The organism is Infirmifilum tikiterense, assembly GCF_054696565.1.
The window spans coordinates 1,455,118-1,474,855 of record NZ_CP182482.1 but is presented as its reverse complement, the minus strand read 5'-3'; the positions used below and the strand labels follow the sequence as shown (position 1 = coordinate 1,474,855).

At 60.8% G+C, this 19,738-nt stretch carries 23 protein-coding genes; 14 read left to right on the top strand and 9 right to left on the bottom strand.

Going from position 1 to position 19,738, the window contains the following annotated elements:
* Positions 1 to 126 precede the first annotated feature (126 nt).
* The 3 genes from ACNO7C_RS08110 (at position 127) to ACNO7C_RS08100 (ending at position 1,256) form a co-directional block, all read left to right on the top strand.
* A complete protein-coding gene (locus ACNO7C_RS08110; RefSeq protein ID WP_460024607.1) occupies positions 127 to 282 on the top strand; it encodes a hypothetical protein in 156 nt (51 codons plus the stop codon).
* A gap of 177 nt (positions 283 to 459) precedes the next feature.
* Positions 460 to 813 carry an aspartyl protease gene (locus tag ACNO7C_RS08105; protein ID WP_460024606.1) on the top strand — a complete coding sequence of 118 codons (354 nt, stop codon included), beginning with the start codon at positions 460 to 462 and terminating at the stop codon, positions 811 to 813.
* Between the two features lie 98 nt (positions 814 to 911).
* Entirely contained in the window at positions 912 to 1,256 is a 345-nt protein-coding gene (locus ACNO7C_RS08100; protein WP_460024605.1) for a hypothetical protein, read from the top strand.
* A gap of 90 nt (positions 1,257 to 1,346) precedes the next feature.
* Here the strand turns inward: ACNO7C_RS08100 and ACNO7C_RS08095 are convergent, their stop codons facing one another.
* The gene (locus ACNO7C_RS08095) at positions 1,347 to 1,628 is read right to left on the bottom strand and encodes a hypothetical protein (protein WP_318537221.1); all 282 of its coding nucleotides are present in this window, start codon (positions 1,626 to 1,628) and stop codon (positions 1,347 to 1,349) included.
* A gap of 370 nt (positions 1,629 to 1,998) precedes the next feature.
* Between ACNO7C_RS08095 and ACNO7C_RS08090 the strand changes: the two genes are divergently transcribed.
* Positions 1,999 to 2,445, top strand: a complete 447-nt coding sequence (locus ACNO7C_RS08090) for an archaellin/type IV pilin N-terminal domain-containing protein (RefSeq protein WP_460024604.1) — start codon at positions 1,999 to 2,001, stop codon at positions 2,443 to 2,445.
* 147 nt (positions 2,446 to 2,592) lie between these two features.
* A complete protein-coding gene (locus ACNO7C_RS08085; protein WP_460024603.1) occupies positions 2,593 to 3,003 on the top strand; it encodes a hypothetical protein in 411 nt (136 codons plus the stop codon).
* Between the two features lie 20 nt (positions 3,004 to 3,023).
* On the opposite strand, the gene ACNO7C_RS08080 is transcribed toward ACNO7C_RS08085, so the two are convergent.
* Entirely contained in the window at positions 3,024 to 4,919 is a 1,896-nt protein-coding gene (locus tag ACNO7C_RS08080; RefSeq protein ID WP_460024602.1) for a prolyl oligopeptidase family serine peptidase, read from the bottom strand.
* A gap of 203 nt (positions 4,920 to 5,122) precedes the next feature.
* Here ACNO7C_RS08080 and ACNO7C_RS08075 point away from each other — a divergent pair, with 203 nt between their 5' ends.
* Positions 5,123 to 5,926, top strand: coding sequence for a hypothetical protein (locus ACNO7C_RS08075; RefSeq protein WP_460024601.1), 804 nt, complete (start codon positions 5,123 to 5,125; stop codon positions 5,924 to 5,926).
* 30 nt (positions 5,927 to 5,956) lie between these two features.
* Here the strand turns inward: ACNO7C_RS08075 and ACNO7C_RS08070 are convergent, their stop codons facing one another.
* The 3 genes from ACNO7C_RS08070 to ACNO7C_RS08060 form a co-directional block, all read right to left on the bottom strand.
* Positions 5,957 to 6,733, bottom strand: a complete 777-nt coding sequence (locus tag ACNO7C_RS08070; RefSeq protein WP_460024600.1) for a GNAT family N-acetyltransferase — start codon at positions 6,731 to 6,733, stop codon at positions 5,957 to 5,959.
* A gap of 260 nt (positions 6,734 to 6,993) precedes the next feature.
* Complete coding sequence (locus ACNO7C_RS08065) at positions 6,994 to 7,188, bottom strand: hypothetical protein (RefSeq protein ID WP_460024599.1); 195 nt, start codon at positions 7,186 to 7,188, stop codon at positions 6,994 to 6,996.
* A 15-nt stretch (positions 7,189 to 7,203) separates the two neighbouring features.
* Positions 7,204 to 7,542 carry a hypothetical protein gene (locus ACNO7C_RS08060; protein WP_460024598.1) on the bottom strand — a complete coding sequence of 113 codons (339 nt, stop codon included), beginning with the start codon at positions 7,540 to 7,542 and terminating at the stop codon, positions 7,204 to 7,206.
* A gap of 387 nt (positions 7,543 to 7,929) precedes the next feature.
* Here ACNO7C_RS08060 and ACNO7C_RS08055 point away from each other — a divergent pair, with 387 nt between their 5' ends.
* Positions 7,930 to 8,838, top strand: coding sequence for a hypothetical protein (locus ACNO7C_RS08055; protein ID WP_460024597.1), 909 nt, complete (start codon positions 7,930 to 7,932; stop codon positions 8,836 to 8,838).
* A 91-nt stretch (positions 8,839 to 8,929) separates the two neighbouring features.
* Here the strand turns inward: ACNO7C_RS08055 and ACNO7C_RS08050 are convergent, their stop codons facing one another.
* Positions 8,930 to 9,493, bottom strand: coding sequence for an SAM-dependent methyltransferase (locus ACNO7C_RS08050; RefSeq protein ID WP_460024596.1), 564 nt, complete (start codon positions 9,491 to 9,493; stop codon positions 8,930 to 8,932).
* 52 nt (positions 9,494 to 9,545) lie between these two features.
* Here ACNO7C_RS08050 and ACNO7C_RS08045 point away from each other — a divergent pair, with 52 nt between their 5' ends.
* The 3 genes from ACNO7C_RS08045 (at position 9,546) to ACNO7C_RS08035 (ending at position 12,920) form a co-directional block, all read left to right on the top strand.
* The gene (locus ACNO7C_RS08045; protein ID WP_460024595.1) at positions 9,546 to 9,950 is read left to right on the top strand and encodes a Trm112 family protein; all 405 of its coding nucleotides are present in this window, start codon (positions 9,546 to 9,548) and stop codon (positions 9,948 to 9,950) included.
* 163 nt (positions 9,951 to 10,113) lie between these two features.
* Positions 10,114 to 11,736, top strand: coding sequence for a cytochrome ubiquinol oxidase subunit I (locus ACNO7C_RS08040; protein ID WP_460024594.1), 1,623 nt, complete (start codon positions 10,114 to 10,116; stop codon positions 11,734 to 11,736).
* Between the two features lie 5 nt (positions 11,737 to 11,741).
* The gene (locus ACNO7C_RS08035) at positions 11,742 to 12,920 is read left to right on the top strand and encodes a cytochrome ubiquinol oxidase subunit I (protein ID WP_460024593.1); all 1,179 of its coding nucleotides are present in this window, start codon (positions 11,742 to 11,744) and stop codon (positions 12,918 to 12,920) included.
* Positions 12,921 to 12,926: 6 nt separating this feature from the next.
* Here ACNO7C_RS08035 and ACNO7C_RS08030 read toward each other — a convergent pair whose 3' ends face one another.
* Together ACNO7C_RS08030 and ACNO7C_RS08025 are read right to left on the bottom strand one after the other, a co-directional pair.
* On the bottom strand, positions 12,927 to 13,502 hold the full coding sequence (locus ACNO7C_RS08030) for a protoglobin domain-containing protein (RefSeq protein WP_460024592.1): 576 nt from the start codon (positions 13,500 to 13,502) through the stop codon (positions 12,927 to 12,929).
* Between the two features lie 89 nt (positions 13,503 to 13,591).
* A complete protein-coding gene (locus ACNO7C_RS08025) occupies positions 13,592 to 14,836 on the bottom strand; it encodes an MFS transporter (RefSeq protein WP_460024591.1) in 1,245 nt (414 codons plus the stop codon).
* Between the two features lie 479 nt (positions 14,837 to 15,315).
* Here ACNO7C_RS08025 and ACNO7C_RS08020 point away from each other — a divergent pair, with 479 nt between their 5' ends.
* The 4 genes from ACNO7C_RS08020 (at position 15,316) to udp (ending at position 18,491) form a co-directional block, all read left to right on the top strand.
* Positions 15,316 to 15,792: a PadR family transcriptional regulator gene (locus ACNO7C_RS08020; protein ID WP_460024590.1), complete on the top strand. Its 477-nt coding sequence runs from the start codon at positions 15,316 to 15,318 to the stop codon at positions 15,790 to 15,792.
* Positions 15,785 to 16,762, top strand: coding sequence for an ATP-binding cassette domain-containing protein (locus tag ACNO7C_RS08015; RefSeq protein ID WP_460024589.1), 978 nt, complete (start codon positions 15,785 to 15,787; stop codon positions 16,760 to 16,762). The genes ACNO7C_RS08020 and ACNO7C_RS08015 overlap by 8 nt, the downstream gene beginning before the upstream one ends.
* Positions 16,763 to 16,765: 3 nt before the next feature.
* The gene (locus tag ACNO7C_RS08010; protein ID WP_460024588.1) at positions 16,766 to 17,533 is read left to right on the top strand and encodes an ABC transporter permease; all 768 of its coding nucleotides are present in this window, start codon (positions 16,766 to 16,768) and stop codon (positions 17,531 to 17,533) included.
* Between the two features lie 115 nt (positions 17,534 to 17,648).
* On the top strand, positions 17,649 to 18,491 hold the full coding sequence (gene udp, locus ACNO7C_RS08005) for a uridine phosphorylase (protein WP_460024587.1): 843 nt from the start codon (positions 17,649 to 17,651) through the stop codon (positions 18,489 to 18,491).
* A gap of 163 nt (positions 18,492 to 18,654) precedes the next feature.
* Here the strand turns inward: udp and ACNO7C_RS08000 are convergent, their stop codons facing one another.
* Positions 18,655 to 19,620, bottom strand: coding sequence for an ABC transporter ATP-binding protein (locus ACNO7C_RS08000; protein ID WP_460024586.1), 966 nt, complete (start codon positions 19,618 to 19,620; stop codon positions 18,655 to 18,657).
* Positions 19,621 to 19,738: the final 118 nt, after the last annotated feature.

Here is a 19,738-nt window from a genome sequence, read left to right as displayed (position 1 = left end):
GCAGTTACTGCCTACAATTAATGGGACATATGTTGCATTGAGACTGATTTCAGGAGCTGCTGAAGGGTTAGAGTTAATAGCTCTCCGGATTTGTAGAGAGAAAGAGAAGAACATGGCTACCAGAAGGTGGACGGGTTGCGACTCAAGGCGAAGAAAGGTGATAGTCAGAGGCTGAGGGTTAGGCTGTTCAAGCTGAGAGGTGTGGACAGAATGGAGGGGCTGTCAGAGGAAGTGGATAAGATCAGGGAGGAGTGGGACCGGGAATTCGAGGAGAGAACGTGAACTGGATCCCTACAATGATAAGATAGCAGAAAGAGAGGCGCGAACCTCCAGTGAAAACTCGAGCCGAGTACGAGCGCGATTGCTCGGTTTTAGGAGGTGCTCCTCGGGACCGGAGCCAGCTTAAACCTCAGAAGTGAACGCATTTATAGGCAAAGCTCCACCTGAGTGTGAGAGCAGATGGGCCACGTTTCTGTGAGGGTGAGGATATGCTCGCTGGACAAGTCGAAGTGCGCGGACGTTGAAGCGCTCGTTGACGCTAGGGCGACGCTGACCGCGATCCCGAGGAGCCTAGCTGAGACGCTGGGCATCGAAGCCGTCAGGAGGGACGTCGTCGAGACAGGGGCTGGGCTCGTGGAGGTTGAGCGTGGCGCCGCCGTGGTCTCGGTGGAGGGCAGGGAAACGGTCACAGAGGTGTGGGTAAGCGATATCATCGGAAGGGTGCTCATCGGGGTTGCAACGCTGGAGATGCTCGGGCTCCGCGTCGACCCTAGGACGGGGAAGCTTGAGCCTTCGCCCCTGCTGCTCTACTAGCCCATACGGTTGCTTGACTACTCTCAGCGCGTACAGCTCAAAGCACAGCATGTGTGAAGGTTTAAATCCCCCGGCATCCGCTTAAGCGCGACAGTCGAGTGGACAGAGAGATCTGGGACTGCGTTGCTAGGTGGCTCAGGCTGACGGGCCTCGCTAAAGCGCTCTGGAGGCTCAGGCAGCCGAAGCCCCTCAGCAGGGCGTTCGGCACGAGGAACACGAGGTACATAGCTAGCGTTCTCGAGAGGCTGCGCCTCGCGGGCCTTGTCAAAGAGGCTTTGGTCGGCGACGTGAGGTACGTCTACCTGACGGAGAGGGCTTGCGGCCTGCTTGCGCTGCTCGGCTACAGCCTCGAGGAGCGGGCGTGCGGGGAGCAGGCGTTCAGGCTCATCCGGCGCGGAGCCCATGAGTACCCGAAGAGGGGCCTCGGATCAGTGAAGGGGTGAATGTGCTAGGCGCAGCCGGGTACCTCGACGCCTCGTAGTGCCTCTCAAGCACCCGGGCCCGCGGGGCAAGGAAGGCCAGCGAGGGAAAACTTAAAAAGCTGCAATGCTGCGAGAACTTGATGGAAACTGCTGGTCGGCTTCTTCCACTTCTACCTCCAGTGATCCGAGCGCCAGCGCTAGGCCCCAGGCTAGCGCGGCGACGCTCATAAGCAATGCCCCCAGCGCGCAGAAGAAAAGCGCCACGAGGCGGCCGGAAGGGTCATTTGAGGAGCGGTATCCCTCGAAGCCTGCGACGAAGAACGTAAGCCCCACTAGCGCTGGCAGAAACGCCGCTGGAGAACCCTTCTCGGAGAACCTCAGCCTCCTGGGCATCCAACACCCACATAATTGCACTATCCTAACTAATAAGCGCTTCGAATCCGAGGAGCCTTAAATAGTCATCACTCACTCTGCGAAGCCCTCACCATCTAGATACAAACCCTTGTATCCAAGACGTCGGAGTGGCCGGCCGCTCTAGAGCTAAGCCGAAAACTTGGCGAGCCGCAGGGTAAAGCCACACTGACGCTTTTGCGCTTCCCGATTTATCTTGACTCTGGAAGCACAGTAAGTCTCTATGTAGTTTCACCTAGATAATAAAAAGCGCTATTAGCATGTTTAACAGAGACGAAAATAGCCTTTAAGTGCAGACCAAAAACAAGGGCAACAGCAAGGTTTATAAGCAAGCCCTCCGCATAACCATTGTATGGCGAAAAGACAGGCAATAAGCCCCGTAATAGCAACGGTCATCATAGTCGCCGTCACCATCGCCGTCGCGATCGCAGTGGCCTTCTGGATGACAGGCATTATCGGGCTCTTCACAGGCTTTGAGCAACTTACAATTGAGACGATCTATGCGACACCAAATGGTACAGGTTGGAATGTTACGATTCATGTTTCTAACAGGGGTACAAGTCCGACATCCATTACGAACATTTTAATCAATGGTGTCGATATTTCGACGTGTTCAAGAAATGTTACAGGCCCCACACTCCCGATTGCCTTTAATCCTGGCGACAACCGGACAATAACGCTTTCAATAGCAAAGGGTACAACATGCGGTCCTACAAAGTTTACTGCTGGAGGAAGCATTGAAGTTAAGTTACACAGCTCCGGCGGCAAGGACTACCCGAAGCTTGTGGTTCTGCCTTAAAGGAAAAATCTTTTTTAGGTCTGTTGGAGCAGTGCTTATAAAGTTATTTTTCTCAATAACTTTCTTGCTTGAAGGTGTATGCGTAAAACTGTTGGAATCGGCTTGCTGGTTCTCGCAGTCTTTTAAGTGGTTGTGCTGGAGCCCGGAGTGGTCGCGGTGGTCTACGACCCTTTTACGGGCTCTCTCAGCGGCCCGCACATAGGGCCCTCTGTGTTTCTGAAGGCTCCGTGGCAGGGCGTGGTTAGGGGCTCCTGCGGGGTGGGGGTCGTGGAGCTTTCAGGTAGGTCTGGCTCTGCTCCGGGACCGGTGGCGGCGCGCACGCGGGACGGTGTCGAGGTGTGGGTGGACATCAGCGAGTGCAGGGGCTCCGTGCAGGCGACCCCGAATGTGGCTGTGAACCCTCTCCCGATTCTCCCAGGCGGCTCGGCGACGATACTGCTCTCAGTGTCCAAGTCCGGGAAATGCGGTGCAACGGTGTTCATCCCCGGCCAGAGCATCGAGGTGAGGCTGCGCACGGCCTCGGGTGCGGAGTACGTGAAGCTCGTCGTCCTGCCCTGACCGCCGCGACCGGAGATAGATCAGCCTTCTTGAGCCGCCTGAGGCTTGCTGCGGCGCTGCTTCTGCTCCTCGAGTGCTCTTAGGGTGAAGGCGACGAGCTCGGCTGTCTCCCTTGCCCTCACCTCGGGTGTGGCTCCGAGGTGGCCGCTCCTTGTCTCGACGCGCAGGTACGCGGGTGCGCCGAGGTCTAGGAGCCTGGCGGTGAGCTTGAGCGCGTGGGAAGGGTGGACGCGGTCGTCGGCGAGGCCCGTGTACGCTAGTACGAAGGGGTAGTCGGCCGGCTTGAGGTTGTGGATGGGGGAGTAGGACTCGAGTACCTTTCTGTCCTCGGGGTCGTCGGGGTCGCCGTACTCGGTGGTCCAGAGCCTGCCGAGGTGGAGCCTGTGGTAGCGGAGCATGTCGGTGAGCGGGTAGCCGGCGAGGGCCACGTCGAGGAGCTCGGGCCTCCTAGCCAGTACGGCGGCGACGAGGAGCCCCCCGTTGCTCCTGCCGGTCGCGACGGTCATGTAGCCCCTAGCCCTGTAGTGCTCCAGGAACGCCTCGAAGTCCTCGAACACCCTCACCTTGTTCCCGCGCATCCCGGCCCTGTGCCACTCCTCCCCGTACTCGAAGCCACCCCTGAGGTTCGTCGAGACGAAGGCCGCGCCGGCCTCTAGGAGCATAACGGCCTCTGGCTGGAAGCGGGGCTTGACCGGCAGCGCGAACCCCCCGTAGCCGTACACCACCGCCACCCTGTCGTCAGGGGCGGCCCTGCTCCTCACCTCGAAGCCGTGCACCCTCGTCCCGTCGCGCGAGGGGACCCACAGCTCCCTGACCTCCAGCCCGAGGGGAAGCGAGGAGCCCTCGACCAGCCTCGCGCCCCCCTGGTCTACGAGGTAGAGCTTGCTCGGGGTGTCGAAGGACTCGTACCTCGCCAGCGCCGCGCCGAAGCCCCTGGAGAGGATGGTGACGCTGCCCGGCCCCTCGCCTAGCCCCACCTCCCCTGCATGCTCTCCCTCCGGGCTGTAGAGCTCGAGCCTGTTCGCGCCGTCGACGAGCCTCACCGCGAGGAGCCTCCCGCCGACGAGTGCGGCGTCCTCGATGGGGTAGGCCTCGGCCCTCAAGATTACCCTGGCCCCCCGGCCAACCTCGACGACCTGGCCCAGGCTGTGCTCGTAGCTAAGCACGTAGCTGCGGCCCCCGAGCCTGCCCACCGGGTAGGCCTTGGAGCCTCCGGGGTCGTAGAGCAGCCTGAAGCCGCCGCCTGCGAGCTCGTACACGAGGGACCTCGACCAGCCGTGAAAAGCTACGGCGTACACCGACTCCCCGTCGCCCGCGAGGTGGACTAGCCAGTTCGTGCCCAGGCCCTCGCCGAAGACCAGCTCCTCCCCGGCCCCGAGCTCCGCCTCGAACACCCTGCTCGCCGGCGCCTCGACGCCGTCCGGAGCTGTGCCGGACCTGTAAGTGCGGACGTACAGGAACCTCTCCCTCGTGAGCCAGACGGGGGGCGAGACGTAGCCCTCTGGCCCCTCGATACGCTCGCCGGTCTCGGTGTCGACGATGAGCGTGCGCGCGTAGTCCGAGCCGGCCCTCGTGTGCAGGGCGGCCAGCATCCTCCCGTCCCTGCTCGCGCTGATCGATGCAACGACGGTGTCGCCGCCGAGCTCCCGCGCGTCCAGCACCGTCTGCGGCTCCGCGTCGCCGGTGCTGTACCTCTTGACGGTAAAGGTGCCACGCTCCCTGGTCAGGGCGTAGAGGCCCCCCTCGAAGAGCGCCGCGTCGACCACGTAGGGCAGGCTGTGGAGCTCCAGCGCGCGCTGGTAGAGGGCATCAGCGAGGGGCGAGACGAACTCCCTGAACCTCCGGTTCTGCTCCTCGATGAAGGCCTTCACGCAGGGGTCCTCGAGGTCCTCGAGCCAGTCGTAGCCGCTAGACACGGTCCATGCACGCGGCTTTCGAATATAAAAGTTACGTCGGTGGAATCATCCCTAGCATACGGGTGAGGCGTTTTCCCAAGAGCCTTTGCAATCCAGCCGGGGACTGGGGTGCAAACTCCAACCGGCTTCCTCGCACGCGAACGGTCGGATGTGCACGAAACCCTTTTAAGCTGAGATGGAGTGGTTTGCCGCAGGGAGCGGGGTTGGAGTTGCTCAGCAAGGAGGAGAGGCTGAGGATCCTGAGGACGGTCGCGGAGGACGAGGAGTTCAGGCACGCGCTGATGGGCGCGCTTGGCTACTCCGAGCTCCTCTCAAACCTCGAGAAGATATGGGAGGAGGTCAAGGCGCTCCGCGAGGAGATCAAAGGGCTCAGAGAGGAGCAGGCGAAGATATGGAGGGAAATCGAGGAGATCAAGCTTGAGCAGGCGAAGATCTGGCAGGAGATACGGGCTATAAGGGAGGAGACCAAGAAGATCTGGCAGGAGATAGAGGGCATCAAGCGCGAGCAGGCCAAGATATGGGAGGAGATCAAAGCGCTCAGGGAGGAGGCGAACAAGCTCTGGAAGGAGGTCAGAGACCTCAAGGAGGGGCAGAGGAGGCTTGAGGAGGGCCTAGAGAAGGTATGGGGTGCGCTCTTCCATGGTTTCTCGCAGCTCAGTAAGTTCGCCGGGGTGACGTTCGAGGAGTTCGTGAGGACGCTTCTGACGGACCTCTTCCGGAGGCACGGCGAGATACCGGAGGGCGCTGAGCTGAAGCGGGCCGTGATTGACGGGGAGGAGGTGGACATTTTCCTCGAGGACCCGCTCATCGTCGGCGAGGTGACGGCGCGCGCGGAGCCCGACGAGCTGGAGAAGCTCCTCAGGAAGGCGAGGAGGGCGGAGGAGATCTACGGGAGGAGGGCGAGGCGCATCCTCATCGTCGAGACCGCGGACGCGGCTGTAGCCAGGGAGCTCAGGAGGAGGGCCAGAGAAGAGGGCGTGGAGCTGGTGATCGGGAGGGAGGTCTGAGGCTCGCCGGCGCGCGCCACCCCTCACCGATCACCCCTGAGCCCCGCTTTGCCGCGTCTTCAGCCTGTACACCTCGAGGCTCAGCGACGGCCTGTTTGCCTCGTAGAAGCTCGCCGCCCTGAGGTCGCTTGTGGTCCCGCGGGCGCTCCTGAACACCCTCACCACGCTCACACGCTTCGCGCCAAGCTCCCGGGCAAGGCTGAGGAGCTCCGCGAGGATCCTCGTCCCGACCCTTCTCCTCCAGTAGCGTCTGGCGACGTGCACCCCGTAGTCTATGTTGAAGTTCCGCGCGTTGAGGTATGCTAATGCGACGGGCTCGCCGCCCAGGAAGCCGGCGACCACCCGGTGGTCTCCAGGTCTCGGTGGCACGAAGAAGCCCCAGCTCTGCTTCTGCACCCTCTCGAACGCGGCCATGTCTTCGCTGCTCCACTCGCGGTACACCCTGACCTCGACCTCCCTGTTGGGCTCCAGAACCTCGGCGTTCGGGCCCCAGAAGTAGAGAACCGACTTGGCGTCGACCAGGCTTGCGTCAAACGGTGTGCCCTTAGGGACGACCAGGATCACCGCCGATCCGCCCACCCTGCTCAGAAGTGCGGGCAGGTCTGTGGGCGCGGGCGAGCTACAGACAACTAGGCTTGCATCGACTACTCTCCTCCTCACAAGCCACTTTACGCTAACTACCGCGGCCTCCACGCTCAAGCCCACCAGCGAGATAGATGCTGCGTTCTTCGCCCAGAATACCCTCAGCTTCCCCAGCTCCCTGTACCACTCCACAAACTCCTCGAAGCTCTCGAAGCCCAGCAGCATACCTCTAGCCTCTAGAGCCGCCTGAAATGCTTTTTTCCCACTGGCGCGAAGCCCAAAGCCCTGCGCTTACGACCGCGAACCGGTCGACGTCGAGGCCTTCGCAACAGCGCCTCACCTATATTTGTGCTTCAGTAGAGACCCCCACTCGCGTGGGCATCAGCTGGAGCCTGGATGTCAGCACCCCGAGGTATCGGGATAACAAGGGTGAAAAGGCAGGGCTTTTGTGGCGAGAAGAGTTTTCCTGGGAGCAAGCAGAATAGCTAGATGCCCACCGCCACGGGGTAGTCTGCAAGGTCGGAGCGGGGGTACCTGTCTAGTTTGCTGGAGAAGGTAGCACTCACTACGTTGGCAGGAGAGCATGGAGCGTGGTCGAGCAGAGGGGCATCGGCGTTGCCAGCGCCCAGGCTGGATTCCCTGGGGGTTAGGCGGCTTGGGACGGCTGGAGACCGTTGCATGCTTCACGCGGCGCCTCATAGCCACCGCTGGGGCCTCTCGCTACCCCTTAGCCTGTCCTCGTCCCTGAACCTCCAGAGCCCCTCGCCTGGGTCAACGAGCACTATCCCCAGCTTCCCGATGATCTTGTCGTTGAGCAGGACCTCGTCGCTCAGCTCGGAGACCACGATGTCGGCGGGCACGCTCTCCGAGTCCCTATCCCCCGCTAGGACGGTGACCCTGCCGGCCCCAGGCACCCACACAACCCTCACGTAGCCTGAAGCCGACACGTAGGTTTCCGTCCTCGAGCCCGGGGGCGGAGGCAAGAGCCCGAGCTCCTCAGCGGCCCTCAGAGGGGAGGAGAACCTCCGGTACATTGGTCTCGTAGCCCGTGTTGAGGAGCGCGGTCGCGACGAGCTGCCTCCCACCGCTCTCAATCCTGACTCTTACCCTCACCCCCACTCCTTTCCCCAGGCCTGAGAGGCCTCAGGTAGCCCAGCCTCCCCGAGGGCTTCAGTGGCCTCAGGTAGCCGATCCTCTTCTCCACGAGTAGCACCCGTGTACCACTGGGCATTCCGAGTTTTAAGCTTTCTGGAGCGTTCTCCTGTCCTCATCCCGTGCGACGCGGGATGAGCTTCTAGGCGTTGCTGAACACCACCTGCCTCCAGCGTTGCCGCCACGCTCTACGCGCTTTGAGTTTCCGGGTGGGAAGCCACAACAAGTTTTTTATATTGGTATTCTGTATTGTAAATCGAGGCCGGAGGGTGAATAGGGTAGCTAGGTCAAGGGTCTTATTCGCAGCTACTGTCGTGGTACTCCTGGCTCTGGCTGTATCACTGCTGGCAGGCTCCTTTGTTAAAGCACCGCTTGCCAGCTCCTACCGGGAGGCCGAGGAAGTGGCCCGCAGCATCACCGGCTACGCGAGCCTAGACTACGTGCAGATTGGGACCATAGAGCTCAGGCCCGATTACGCACCCCTAGACCCAAGCTCGCTTCAGCTGAGCCCACCGGACGGCCTTGCAGCCCGGTTCGCCGTGGCTGACAAGCGAACAGGGGCGGTGTACGTCCTCTTCTCGGACTCGAACCTAACGCGTCGCGTGCTCGCGGTCTTGCACCGCGGCGACGTGAGGTTTATCGAGCTCAAGCTTAGGAAGGTGGACGAGCGGGAGTTCCAGGGATCCACGTACACCCAGGAGGTGACCACGGACAAGGGTACCGAGAGGATGGTAGGCATATCCAAGTGCCGCGCGATCTACTACGAGAGCTACACCGACGAGCCAGCCAAACTCGACGTAGTCGTGCCCCAGTTCACTACGGCTTACGTCGACTGCCACTACACGACCCAGATCGGCGGCGCAAACCTGGTGACGACGCACGCGGCCGCCTGGATCGACTACATACCTAATAGCACCATACTCGCCGTCAACGACGTCTCCTACGACCAGATACAAGCCCCCGTCGTTAGCAAGTGCTGGTTCAGCTCGAGGAGCTCCGTCGCCTCGACTTCCGCCTCTGTCCGGGCGGAGGGCAAGTATCTCATCTGCTATTACGGCATACGCTTCTCGCCCTCAACTCAGTGGACGCAGTTCAGCCAATTCGTCTTCTGGGTTAACGGCCAGGTAAGTTGCTCAGGGTCTCACTCCGCTTGGGTCGCCCTTACTTGCGATTGCTAAAAAATACCTTTTCTCTCATTTATTTGACGGTGCCTCAATGGCGCGGTTTTTCCGTTATTCCGCGCGTGCCTGGCTATGCTGAAGCAATCGTCTAGGCATTCTCGTCGCGCTTGACGGATATGCTGAAGCTGGGCTTGTCCCACCGGTGCCGGTGCGGGTGGTGCTTTCTTAGAATCTCGAACACCTCGTCGAGCCTCGCCTGCCAGTCGGGGACCCTGTAGTCGTCTGGGTCGATGAACCTGTAGCTCGTGAGGGGCTTGATGTCGAGCACGGGGGTGCCTGAGAAGCAGTCGCAGCCGGCCACGAACAAAACCCTGCCGCTCCTTTTCAGCAGGTGGACTGTTGTCAAGGCGATGGGGTTCGGCCTGAAGGGGCTGGCGACGGCGAACACCCCGACTTCCGGCATTAACTCGTCGCTCACCCCCAGCCTCTGGACGACGTCCTTGAAGATCCTGACGGGCTTCGTCCTCAGGGGTAGGCGCTGCGCCTTGTGCATGAAGGTTATGAGTATCAGGTGCGAGAAGCCGTCGATCCCGCCCAGCGCCTCAGCGTACTCCTCGTCGACCTCTACGAAGGCCTCGACGGCCCCGGCTCTTCTGACCTGCTCGTCTGTGTAGCCGTGGTAGACGTAGCCGATGGGCTTTACCTCGAGCACTTGTACGCGTGTCGACTGAAATATTTAAACGTAAGCTGGTAATACGCTCACCGTGAGGTACTACGCCCTCGACGTGCTAGCATGCCCCTACTGCCACGCGTTCCCGCTGAAGCTGGTGGTGCTGGAGGAGAGGAGGGGCCCCATGAAGTACCCCTGGCCGAGCAAGCCCTTCTGCGACTACGTCTGCGCGTTCAGGGGCGTCGAGGTTGCGAAGTGCGAGAGCTGCGAGTGCGAGGAGTGCTTCAGCCGGGAGGTGGTGAGCGGCGTGCTTGTGTGCCCGAAGTGCGGCAGGTGGTTTGCCGTGGTTGAAGGCGTGCCTCAGCTACTGCCCGACGAGGCTAGGGATTTCGACGCTGAGAGGGCTCTGCTTTCAAGGTTCAGGGAGAAGCTAGAGCGGCTCGACCCCGAGGTCGCTAGGCGCGTGTTCGAAGACTCGCATGCCCGGGAAACGAGGTAGGCCTCCTGATAGGCGTAGTTTCGTCTGCGGCCTAGAGATCAGTCGGTTTTAAGTCTGCGAAACGGCTGGTATGATTATCTAACTTTACATGGTGTTGTTCGATTTTCAAACGGAAAGCTTTTATTATTTTGAATTAAGCTTTTTAATCGCCGGTGAGGCAGAAATGGGTCTCTTGGAGCAGTGGCTGAGCTACCCGGCAGCCTGGGACAGGATTCTGAGCATTATCGGCATCGAGATCCACTGGCTGATACTGCAGTACGTGCTAGGCCTACCCCTGATGGTGCTGGTAGCCCTCCTAGCGTACAGGAGGAGCGGGGACGCCCGCTGGGAGCGCATGGCGAGGACGATGGCGAAGGCTCTGGGGCTCGTCTTCGCGGTCGGAGCCGCCACGGGGACGGCTAGCGAGTTCGGCCTAGTGGTAGTGTGGCCGAATCTTCTCGAGGCGGCTGGGCGGTACATCTACTACCCCCTGTACCTCGAGATCTTCGCCTTCCTCACGGAGATCGTCTTCATATACCTCCTCGTCTTCGGCTGGTCCAAGCTTTCCGTGAACGCGAAGATAGCGGTCGCGTTCCTCGCGATGTTCGGCGCCTGGTTCAGCGGCGCGATGATAACGAGCGTGAACAGCTACATGGTGGCTCCGACCGGCATAGTCGCGGCCTACGACCCGCTCACGGGCTGGAAGTACGACCAGGGCTACCCTAAGGTGCTGCTCGTGGTGCCGAAGGACATCGTCGGCGCGCTGGACGTCGGCAAGCTCCAGTCGCTCGGGATGGAGGTCGTCGGCGACACGGGCCAAGGGGTCGCGGTGCTGATGCCGTCGAAGATCGTCGCGAGGCTGGCGGCCGAGGCCTGGGGCGGGGTGAGGGTCAGGGACAGCGTCCTGAGGCTCGTCGTCAAGCCTCAGGCCCTCGGGGCAGTCGGGGACCTGCTGGTCAAGGATGTCGTCGACAAGATACTGGTCTTGACCGTTCAGACCGTCGGGTACACCACTGTCACGTTCCAGTCGCCCGTGTACCCGGGCACCCTCGTCCACTCGATAGGAGCAGGGGTGACGGTGACCGCCTTCACGATACTCGGTGCTTACGCGCTCCTCCTCATTAAGTCCAGGGACGAGAAGAGCAGGGACTACTACATGCTCGGCTTGAAGTTCGGCGCGGTGGCGTCCCTGGTCGCCATAGTCCTCCAGGGAGCCGTGTTCGGGCACGTGATGGGCGAGGAGATCGCGAAGTACAACCCGGAGAAGCTGGCGGCCATGGAGGGGACGAGCTCGTCCATCCTAAGCGTGTCCCGGGTGCTCGGGCTCGAGAAGCTGATGCCCCTCATAGCCTACGGTAGCCTCGAGGCGAAGCTCCCGAGCTACGACGCGATACCAGCCGACTACTGCACCCTCCTCGGGGTACCGGGCGTGTCGGACTGCAGGCCGCCCCTCATGATACACTACCTCTACTACACTAAGATCGGCCTGGCGGTGCTCCTCGGCCTCTACGCGTTGCTACTCACTTTCCTGCTCTACCGCAGGGCCAGCCTGCCGGGCTGGGTGCTGTGGGCAGGGGCGCTCTCCCCTGTTGCCGCGCAGCTGGTCAGCTTCCTCGGCTGGGCCGTCAGGGAGATGGGCCGGAAGCCTTGGTCGATCTACGGCGTGATGACCGTCGACATCGCCCACACGGCGAACCCCGCCGACCCGCTCGCCTACGTCCTCGTGGCCCTGCTGTTCCTCGGCGCGCTGGCCGGGCTCATATACGCCGCCTATAAGGTGCTCTACGAGCCCTCGGTTAAGGGGTGATCGCGGTGGAGGCTCCGGTGTTCTTCCTGGCGCTGGTGTTCGGGATCCACATAGTCGCGGTGAACGTCGGGATAGCGCTCGCGACGCTCGTGCCCATCCTCAAGAGGCGGGCTGAGCTCAGCGGGGACGCCAGGCTCGCCGAGACCGCTAGGGGGATGTTCAGGATATACGCGGCCACCTACGGGCTTGCGGGCGTGATGGGCACAGCCTTCACGGTCTTCCTACTCAGCTTCTACCCGGAGTTCGTCGGCGTAGCGGGGAACATCGCCATGGTACCCTTCGGGATAGCCATCGTAGCCATAGTCCTCCACTTCTTCGCCATCGTCGCCTACTGGTACGGCTGGGACGCCTTCAGCCCCACAGCGCACTTCTACACAGGCGTCCTGCTGGCCCTCACATCCTACCTGATCCCGCTCGGCTTCAGGGCGGTGTTCGCGTTCCTCAACACGCCCGCTGGCCTGAGCTTCGACGGGAAGCCCTGGCTCGACGTCGCCAAGGCCCTGGCCAACCCAACTTTCCTGCCCCTGTACCTCAAGAGCGTGGTGGGCGCGCTCACGCTGGGATTCCTCTTCGTCTCCGCGTTGCTCGCGGTTAAGGGCCTCAGGGGCGGCGGTCTCAGTGGCGTCGAGGAGGATCTGTACAGGGACGGGCTGAAGTGGGGCACAGCTGGCCTCCTGGCTATGGCTTTCCTCGGCGCGTGGTACACCGTCTCCCTAACCAGCACGCCGATAAAGTTCAACAACATTTTCGAGGGGCTCGGCTGGGCGGTCCAGGGTGTTGAGAGGCTCTCAGACTACTCGTGGCTCTTCGCGGTAAAGATGCTGCTCGTCTTGGCTCAGGCCTACATACTCCTCCGGTTGACGGTGTTCAAGCCGGGTGAGGCCTCGACGCGGGCAGGCTACCTCGGCTCCATCTACGCGGCGACCGCGGCGGCTCTCACCGTCCTGAACGGGGAGTACCTGAACGCGTTCAGCCAGTACCCGTTCTTCGTAGCCAACCTACCGCTCATCGCCTCAAGCGTCCCCGAGCCCTGGAGGACAATACTGGGCAGGGCACTCGACCTGAGGAACGTGAGCCCCCTAGCCCTGGACCCCGCGCTCTACGCCGTGACCGCGGCGGGCCTGCTTGCGTTGTTCGCGGCGGCCGGGTACTTCCTCTACGTCGTCTTCCTCAAAAGCGAGTAGCTTTTTTTAAGAGTGTATTTTCACCCCCATCTTCTCGAGGACCTGAGCGGTGTAGAGCTTAACAAGCCTGTCCAGCACCTTCCCGCTTATGCCGGCGGCCTCGCGGATGATGAACATCCTGAGGTGCTGGTAGGCGTGGAGAACCACGGCTAGGTTCCAGTAAGCCGCCTTCACGAGCGCCGGAACGTCAGTGGGAGAATCGAGGAACCTCGCGGCCTCGCCGACTAGGTGGCCCACGGATCCGACGAGGATGCCCTCGCTGAGGCCCAGCTGTATGAACGCGAGGCCAGCCCTGAAGGCCGTCTCCGCGTGCTCGCGGCCGTAGTCGCCCATGAAGAGGAACGTCAGGAGGCTCTCGAGGACCATCCGTAGCCCGAGCTCCGCGCTCTCGTCCTGGAGTATCGAGGAGGTCTCGGGCATCTTCTTGATCGCCTCGAGGGTGCTCGAGACAATCTCCTCCTCGCGCTCTAGGATGCTGGGGGCCAGGGACTGGAGGCGGCCCACTTCGCTGCTCGTAAGCCCTAGGAGCCGGAAAGCAACCTCTCCCTCGCGCACCACTTCTGCGAGTATCTCCTCCTGCACAGTCAGGACTCGCTTCGGGCGCAGATATGCTTTACGCTAAGCTTCGCTGAGACGGTAAAACGAAATAAAAAAGAGTTCCCCACGCCTCTCTAGAAGCCCTTCCTGGCCTCTCCCTTCCTCACGAACTGAAGGGTTACGGCCGAGAGCAGAAGGAACGCTTTCGAATAGGGCACCAGCGTCGGGTAGCCTAGAAGGTCGATGAACAGGCCCGCGATGGGCGGGGCGAGGATTGCCGCGCTCTGCGACGCGAAGTAGTAGAGCCCCGTGTAGGCTCCCAGCTTCTCGCGCGTCGTCATGTCCACCACTGTTGGCAGGCTGTTCACGTTGACCAGAGCCCAAGCAAAGCCCCCGAGGAAGAACAGCGCCTCGACAGTATAGACGAGCACCGATCCCGTAACGCTGATAGCCGCGAGGTGGACGCCCGCCAGGAGGGAGACGAGCAGAAGGAGCCCCAGAGTCATAGTCTTCCTCCTGCCCAGCTTGGAGCCGATGAAGCCTGCCGGGAGGGAGAAAATGAGGAAGCCCAGCGCGACGAAGCCGAGGATGAAGGACCCGGTGGCCTCGTCTAGCCCCATGTACCACTTGGCGTAGCTCGTGAAGAAGGTTTCGATGGCGTTGTAGCCTATGAACCAGAGGAAGATGGAGGAGAGCATGAACAGGAGGCTCTTGTCGGGGTCCGTGAACGCTAGCTTGAGGTTGTCGGCGAGCTCGCTGAAGCTCTGCCTGAACGTTTTCCCCAGGATCTCGGTGAAGCTGGGACCCCCGGCCTCCTTGACCTTGAACTCCTCCGGCTCGTCGACTAGCAGTATCACCAGCAGGCTGGCTAGGAGCAGGACGACCCCTGAGGCCACGAACGAGTAGGTGGGATTCATCTTGTAGAGCTGTGAGCCGACGAAGTAGGCGAGGAGGGACCCGACGCCGCCCATGAAGTTTATTATCCCGTTAGCCTGGCTCCTCTTCTCGCTCGGCGTTATGTCGGGCATGAACGCTATGACCGGCGACCTGAAGAGCGCCATAGACAGGTTCATGACGATGATCACCGCCATCATCGCCGGGAACTCGGCCCTGAAGAACGGTATCAGCGCGAAGGTGAGGGCCGCGGGCGGGGCACCGAGGAGGATGTAGGGCTTCCTCCTGCCGATACGCGTGCGCGTAACGTCGCTGAGGACACCGAGGTAGGGCAGTAGCACTACGGCGAAGATGTTGTCGATAGTCATTATGAAGCCCACGAGCCACGAGGCCAGCCCGAGCTCCTTTAGGAATATCGGGACGTATGAGTTGTAGACCGACCAGATGACGCTTATGCCGAAGAAGCCGAACCCCAGCAGGAACACTTTAAAGTAGCTGAACTTCTGGCTTGCATACAGTTTTGATACAATAAATAGTTTTAAATTTTTTCCCCTTTAAAACAATATACCTCATTTGTCACATCTCCCTCCACTAGAATTTTCGCATAGGGTGAGGGAAAGGCCAGTTGCCAAAGAGGCTCGGAGGATGCAGCGGCGGCTATAAAATCTACACACGTCTAAAATCAGTTAATTGAGGTGAGCCGTACCTTTCCCCACTGTTCCAGACAACCCTCGACCTCCGCCGTGAACGGAGCGGCACGCTTAACCGTAGCCAGTCCCTCCTGCGAGTCTCGACGCGACTGCTTGAGAATTCAGGTTTAAAGCTCTCATCACTGTTCAGGGCTCCAGACCTTCAATCATCGTAACTGAATCCGCCGGGGAGGGATAAATACTGATTGGTTCTGGGATAGCCTCCCTCAGCGAAAGATTTATAAGTAATATCTATAGACAGTCTGCAGACATGTATGCAGAGGTTTCGGTTCAAGAGCAGGTTCCGGGGTGGCCTGAGGTTGCTCGTGCTCCAGATACTCAGCGAGGAGCCCACGCACGCGTACGGGATCATGCGGAGGCTCGGCGAGCTGACGGGCTTCATGCCGAGCAGTGGCGCCTTCTTCCCACTGCTCAGGAGCCTGGTTAGGAGCGGGCTAGTGGAGGTTGATGAGGTTGAAAGGGGTGGTAAGGCTGTGAAGGTCTACCGCTTGAGCGAGGAGGGGAGGAGGGTCCTCGAGAGCCACCGTAGCCGGGTTGAGGAGGTTTTGAGGCTCGCCCGGTCGTTCAGGCGGTTTAACGACTCGGGCCTCTCCCGGGTCTTCCAGGTCGTCGACGAGGTGCTGGTGAGTATGGATAGGTTGAGTGACAGGCAGGTTGAGGAGCTTAGGAGAGCTGTTATGGACTTCGAGTACAGAGTTTTGGGGATCCTGAGGGGTGGTGGCGGTGAGTGAGGCAATCGTCGTGGAGGACCTAGTTAAGAGGTTTAAGGACGTGACGGCAGTAGACCACGTAAGCTTCAAGGTTAAGAGCGGTGAGATCTACGGCCTCCTGGGGCCGAACGGCGCCGGCAAGACCACCACCATACACATCCTTACGACGCTCCTGAGACCCACCAGCGGTAGGGCGCTCGTGGCGGGCTTCGACGTGGTCAAGCAGCCCCACGAGGTGAGGAAGCGCATAGGCATCGTCTTCCAGGACCCGAGCATCGACAACCAGCTCACGGCCTACGACAACATGTACATCCACGGCAGGCTGTACGGGCTCAGCGGCGAGGAGCTAAAGAGGAAGATCTACGAGCTCCTCGACTTCGTGGAGCTGAAGCCCTACGCCAACAAGCTTGTGAAGAACTTCTCCGGAGGCATGAGGAGGAGGCTCGAGATCGCCCGCTCCCTCCTCCACGAGCCCGATATACTGTTCCTCGACGAGCCGACGATAGGCCTGGATCCCCAGACGCGGGTGAAGATTTGGGACTACATAACGGCTATAAAGAAGGAGCACGGCATGACCATCCTCCTGACGACGCACTACATGGACGAGGCTGACCAGCTGTGCGACCGCATAGCTATAATGGACCACGGCAAGATAAAGGCCGAGGGCTCCCCGGAGGAGCTGAAGTCGATGCTCGGCAACGAGGTCGTCTACCTAAAGCTCGACGGCCACCTTGAGGCTACTCCCTGTATTGAAGCTGACTTCATCGAGAACTGCAAGCCCGTCTCGAGGGACACCGTGCAGCTCGTGGTCAAGAACGCCTCAACCGCGCTGCCCAGGATATTCGAGCTCGCTGGAAGCAGGGGGCTCAGGATCGTGGAGGTCACGTACAAGAGGCCCACTCTCAACGAGGTCTTCATCCACCTGACGGGGCGCGAGCTCCGCGACTCGCTCGAGGAGGGCGGTTTCAGGCCGCCCCACAGGAGGTGGTAGGTTATGAAGGGAATAGTTCCGATGGTATACAGGCAGGTGAAGAGGTTCGTAAACGCGCGGTCCAGGCTCGTCATGACTATCGTCCAGCCCCTGATATGGCTGGTCTTCTTCGGCATGGGGTGGAGCAGGGCCTTCAGCTTTCCGGGAGCGAGGGCGATGTTCGGAGGGCTAGACTACCTAACTTACCTCGCCTCGGGGATGGTCGCCATGACCGTCATGACCGGCTCCTTCATGAGCGGGGTGTCGGTGATCTGGGACAAGCAGTTCGGCTTCCTCAAGGAGACCCTCGTCGCGCCCGCGTCCAGGGCTGAGGTGATCCTGGGCAGGGCGCTCGGCGACGCGCTGGTGGTGAACCTCCAGGCCATGGTGATACTTGCACTGGTCTTCCTTATAGCCCCAGTCCTCAACCCCGCTGGCGTCCTCCCGGCGTTCCTCTACGGGCTGCTCCTGTCCCTGGGCTTCGCGAGCTTCGGCATAGCCCTCTCTGTGAAGCTTTCGAGCATGGAGGGCTTCCAGATGATCGTAAACCTGATAACGATGCCCCTGCTCTTCATGAGCGGCATCTTCTACCCCATCACCACGATGCCCGACTGGATGAAGGCGATAGCCTACTTCAACCCCGCAACCTACGCCGTGGACGGCATGCGGTACTGGCTAACTGGAGTATCCTACTTTAACCCAGCCGAGGACATAGCGCTCCTGCTCGCCCTAACGGCCATCCTGCTCTTCATAGGCGTCAGATCCTTCGAGAGGGCAACGATCGAGGACTGAAAACCCTAGCCCCTAACCACAACCCTCTTTTTCTTAACCTACCCTTTCTCTATTCGAAGCCGTAGCGAGCACACGACGAAATAAGGTTTTTTAGCCTGCTACTCCCCAGCCACTCGTGGCAGGTGTCTCGGCCAGGAGCCCCGACCTCGGGGGAGGCTTGCAGTACCACATCAGGTGCAGGCCCGGCGACATCGCCCCATACGTTCTGCTCCCCGGCGACCCCGACAGGGTTCCGCTGATCTCCAGCTTCTGGGATGAGAGGCGCGAGGTCGCGAAGCACCGCGAGTACACGACCCACACCGGTAGGTACAAGGGGGCACCCATATCAGCCACGTCCACCGGTATCGGGGGCCCCGCCGCGTCCATAGCCGTCGAGGAGCTGCTGAGGGTCGGAGCCAGCACGCTCATAAGGGTCGGGACCACGGGGGCCATTCAGCGCGACATCAGAATCGGCGACCTCGTGATCGCCACCGGGGCCGTCAGGCTCGACGGCGCCAGCCCGGAGTACGTGATGGCGGAGTACCCAGCCCTAGCACACTTAGAGGTCGTGCTGGCGCTCATCGAGGCGGCCGAGAGCCTAGGCGCGAGGTACCACGTGGGCATCGTCGCCTCAACAGACACCTTTTACACGGGGCAGTCCAGGCCGGGGTTCAAGGGCTACCAGCCGAGCTGGTCCCCAAGCCTCATGGCCGACCTACAGGCAGCCGGGGTGCTGAGCTTCGAGATGGAGGCCTCCACGGTATTCACGCTCGCGTCGATCTACGGGGCCAGAGCCGGGGCGGTGCTAGCTGTCCTAGCCAACAGGGTGACAGACGAGTTCGTCCCAGAGGCGGGGGTTGAGGACGCTGTTAGGGTGGCTAGCGAGGCCGTGAGGATCCTCCACGAGTGGGATGCTCTGAAGGGAGGTAAAAAGCACCTGCACCCCTCGCTCCTGAAAGGGTGGATCTGCAAGCAGTGAGCCCCTGCAGCTCCTCGGCCTGTCCCCCCGTAATTCTGTAGACGTTGGCCAAAGGCTTTCCCTCAAGGGGTAACGGAAATAAAACTCAGGGTTTCCGATGCTGATTACAACAACCCGGGTCTAGTTGCGGTGCTAAGAACGAAGGGACACCTTTGGGAAAACGCTAACTTTTCCCGTAGAGCCAGCACCTTACACTGTGAGACTCTCCCACCGGCAGAAGCTCTGGTTCTCTCTCCGTGCAAACGTCTGCTCGGTACGGGCACCTGCTAGCGAACCTGCAGCCGGCCGCACTTCTCTCGGAACTCTCGTCTCCGTATGCGTTGATGACTTTCTCCTCTATAGGCTTGTCCGGCTCAAGGACCAACTCAATGAGAAGCTTGGTGTAGGGATGAAGAGGGTTGGTGAAGAGCTCATCTGCTGGTGCCTGCTCGAGCACGATGCCTCTGTACATGACCGCAACGCGGTCGGCCAGCGCTCTAGCCACCCCCATGTCGTGAGTTATAAGCAGGTACGAGAGGTTGAAGCGCTTCTTTACATCTAGGAGGAGCTTGATTATCTGGGCCTGCACGACCACATCTAGGGCGGAAGTGGGCTCGTCGAGCACGAGAAGCTTAGGTTCAACGGTGAGGGCCCGCGCTAGGGCGACGCGCTGAGCCTCACCCCCGCTGATCTCAACCGGGTGGCGGTGCAGGAGGTCTGGGTCAAGCCCCAGATCGCCTGCGATCTTCAGAGCCCTCTCCTTGGCCTCGCTCCAGTCCAGCCCTTTAAGGTACACGGCCGGCTCCGCGATGAGCTCCTGGTTCCTCATGAATGGGTTGAGAGAGGACGCTGGGTTTTGGAACAGTCCCTGTACGATAGACCTGTACTTCCTTGAGCCCAGCTCGCTGGTTACGTCCACCCCTTCGAGCATTATCCTACCCCTGTCTGGTTTGAGTAGGCCGAGCACCATGCGCGCTACCGTTGTCTTTCCGCTGCCCGACTCGCCAACCAGAGCTAGTACCTCGCCTTTCGCTACCGTGAGAGATACCCCGTCGACGGCCTTAATCACGCTCGCCTGCCTGAACGGGAAGCCCTTCCTAACGGTGAAGTACTTGTACAGGTCAACTGCCTCTAGAAACCTGTCACTCATACAGAAGGCACCTCACCCTTCTACCGCCGACTTGCAGGAGATCAGGACTCCTCTTGAAGCAATCCTCCCTGGCGAACTCACACCTGTGGCGTACGGGCAACCTGAAGAGGAACCGTTC

What these genes read in the sequence shown, in the direction of transcription:
- ACNO7C_RS08040 (WP_460024594.1), top strand. Translation starts at nt 10,114, where the DNA reads ATGGGTCTCTTGGAGCAGTGGCTGAGCTACCCGGCAGCCTGGGACAGG.
- ACNO7C_RS08000 (WP_460024586.1), bottom strand. Translation starts at nt 19,620, where the DNA reads ATGAGTGACAGGTTTCTAGAGGCAGTTGACCTGTACAAGTACTTCACC.
- ACNO7C_RS08010 (WP_460024588.1), top strand. Translation starts at nt 16,766, where the DNA reads ATGAAGGGAATAGTTCCGATGGTATACAGGCAGGTGAAGAGGTTCGTA.
- ACNO7C_RS08065 (WP_460024599.1), bottom strand. Translation starts at nt 7,188, where the DNA reads ATGCAACGGTCTCCAGCCGTCCCAAGCCGCCTAACCCCCAGGGAATCC.
- ACNO7C_RS08105 (WP_460024606.1), top strand. Translation starts at nt 460, where the DNA reads ATGGGCCACGTTTCTGTGAGGGTGAGGATATGCTCGCTGGACAAGTCG.
- ACNO7C_RS08060 (WP_460024598.1), bottom strand. Translation starts at nt 7,542, where the DNA reads ATGTACCGGAGGTTCTCCTCCCCTCTGAGGGCCGCTGAGGAGCTCGGG.
- ACNO7C_RS08090 (WP_460024604.1), top strand. Translation starts at nt 1,999, where the DNA reads ATGGCGAAAAGACAGGCAATAAGCCCCGTAATAGCAACGGTCATCATA.
- ACNO7C_RS08070 (WP_460024600.1), bottom strand. Translation starts at nt 6,733, where the DNA reads ATGCTGCTGGGCTTCGAGAGCTTCGAGGAGTTTGTGGAGTGGTACAGG.
- ACNO7C_RS08020 (WP_460024590.1), top strand. Translation starts at nt 15,316, where the DNA reads ATGCAGAGGTTTCGGTTCAAGAGCAGGTTCCGGGGTGGCCTGAGGTTG.
- ACNO7C_RS08095 (WP_318537221.1), bottom strand. Translation starts at nt 1,628, where the DNA reads ATGCCCAGGAGGCTGAGGTTCTCCGAGAAGGGTTCTCCAGCGGCGTTT.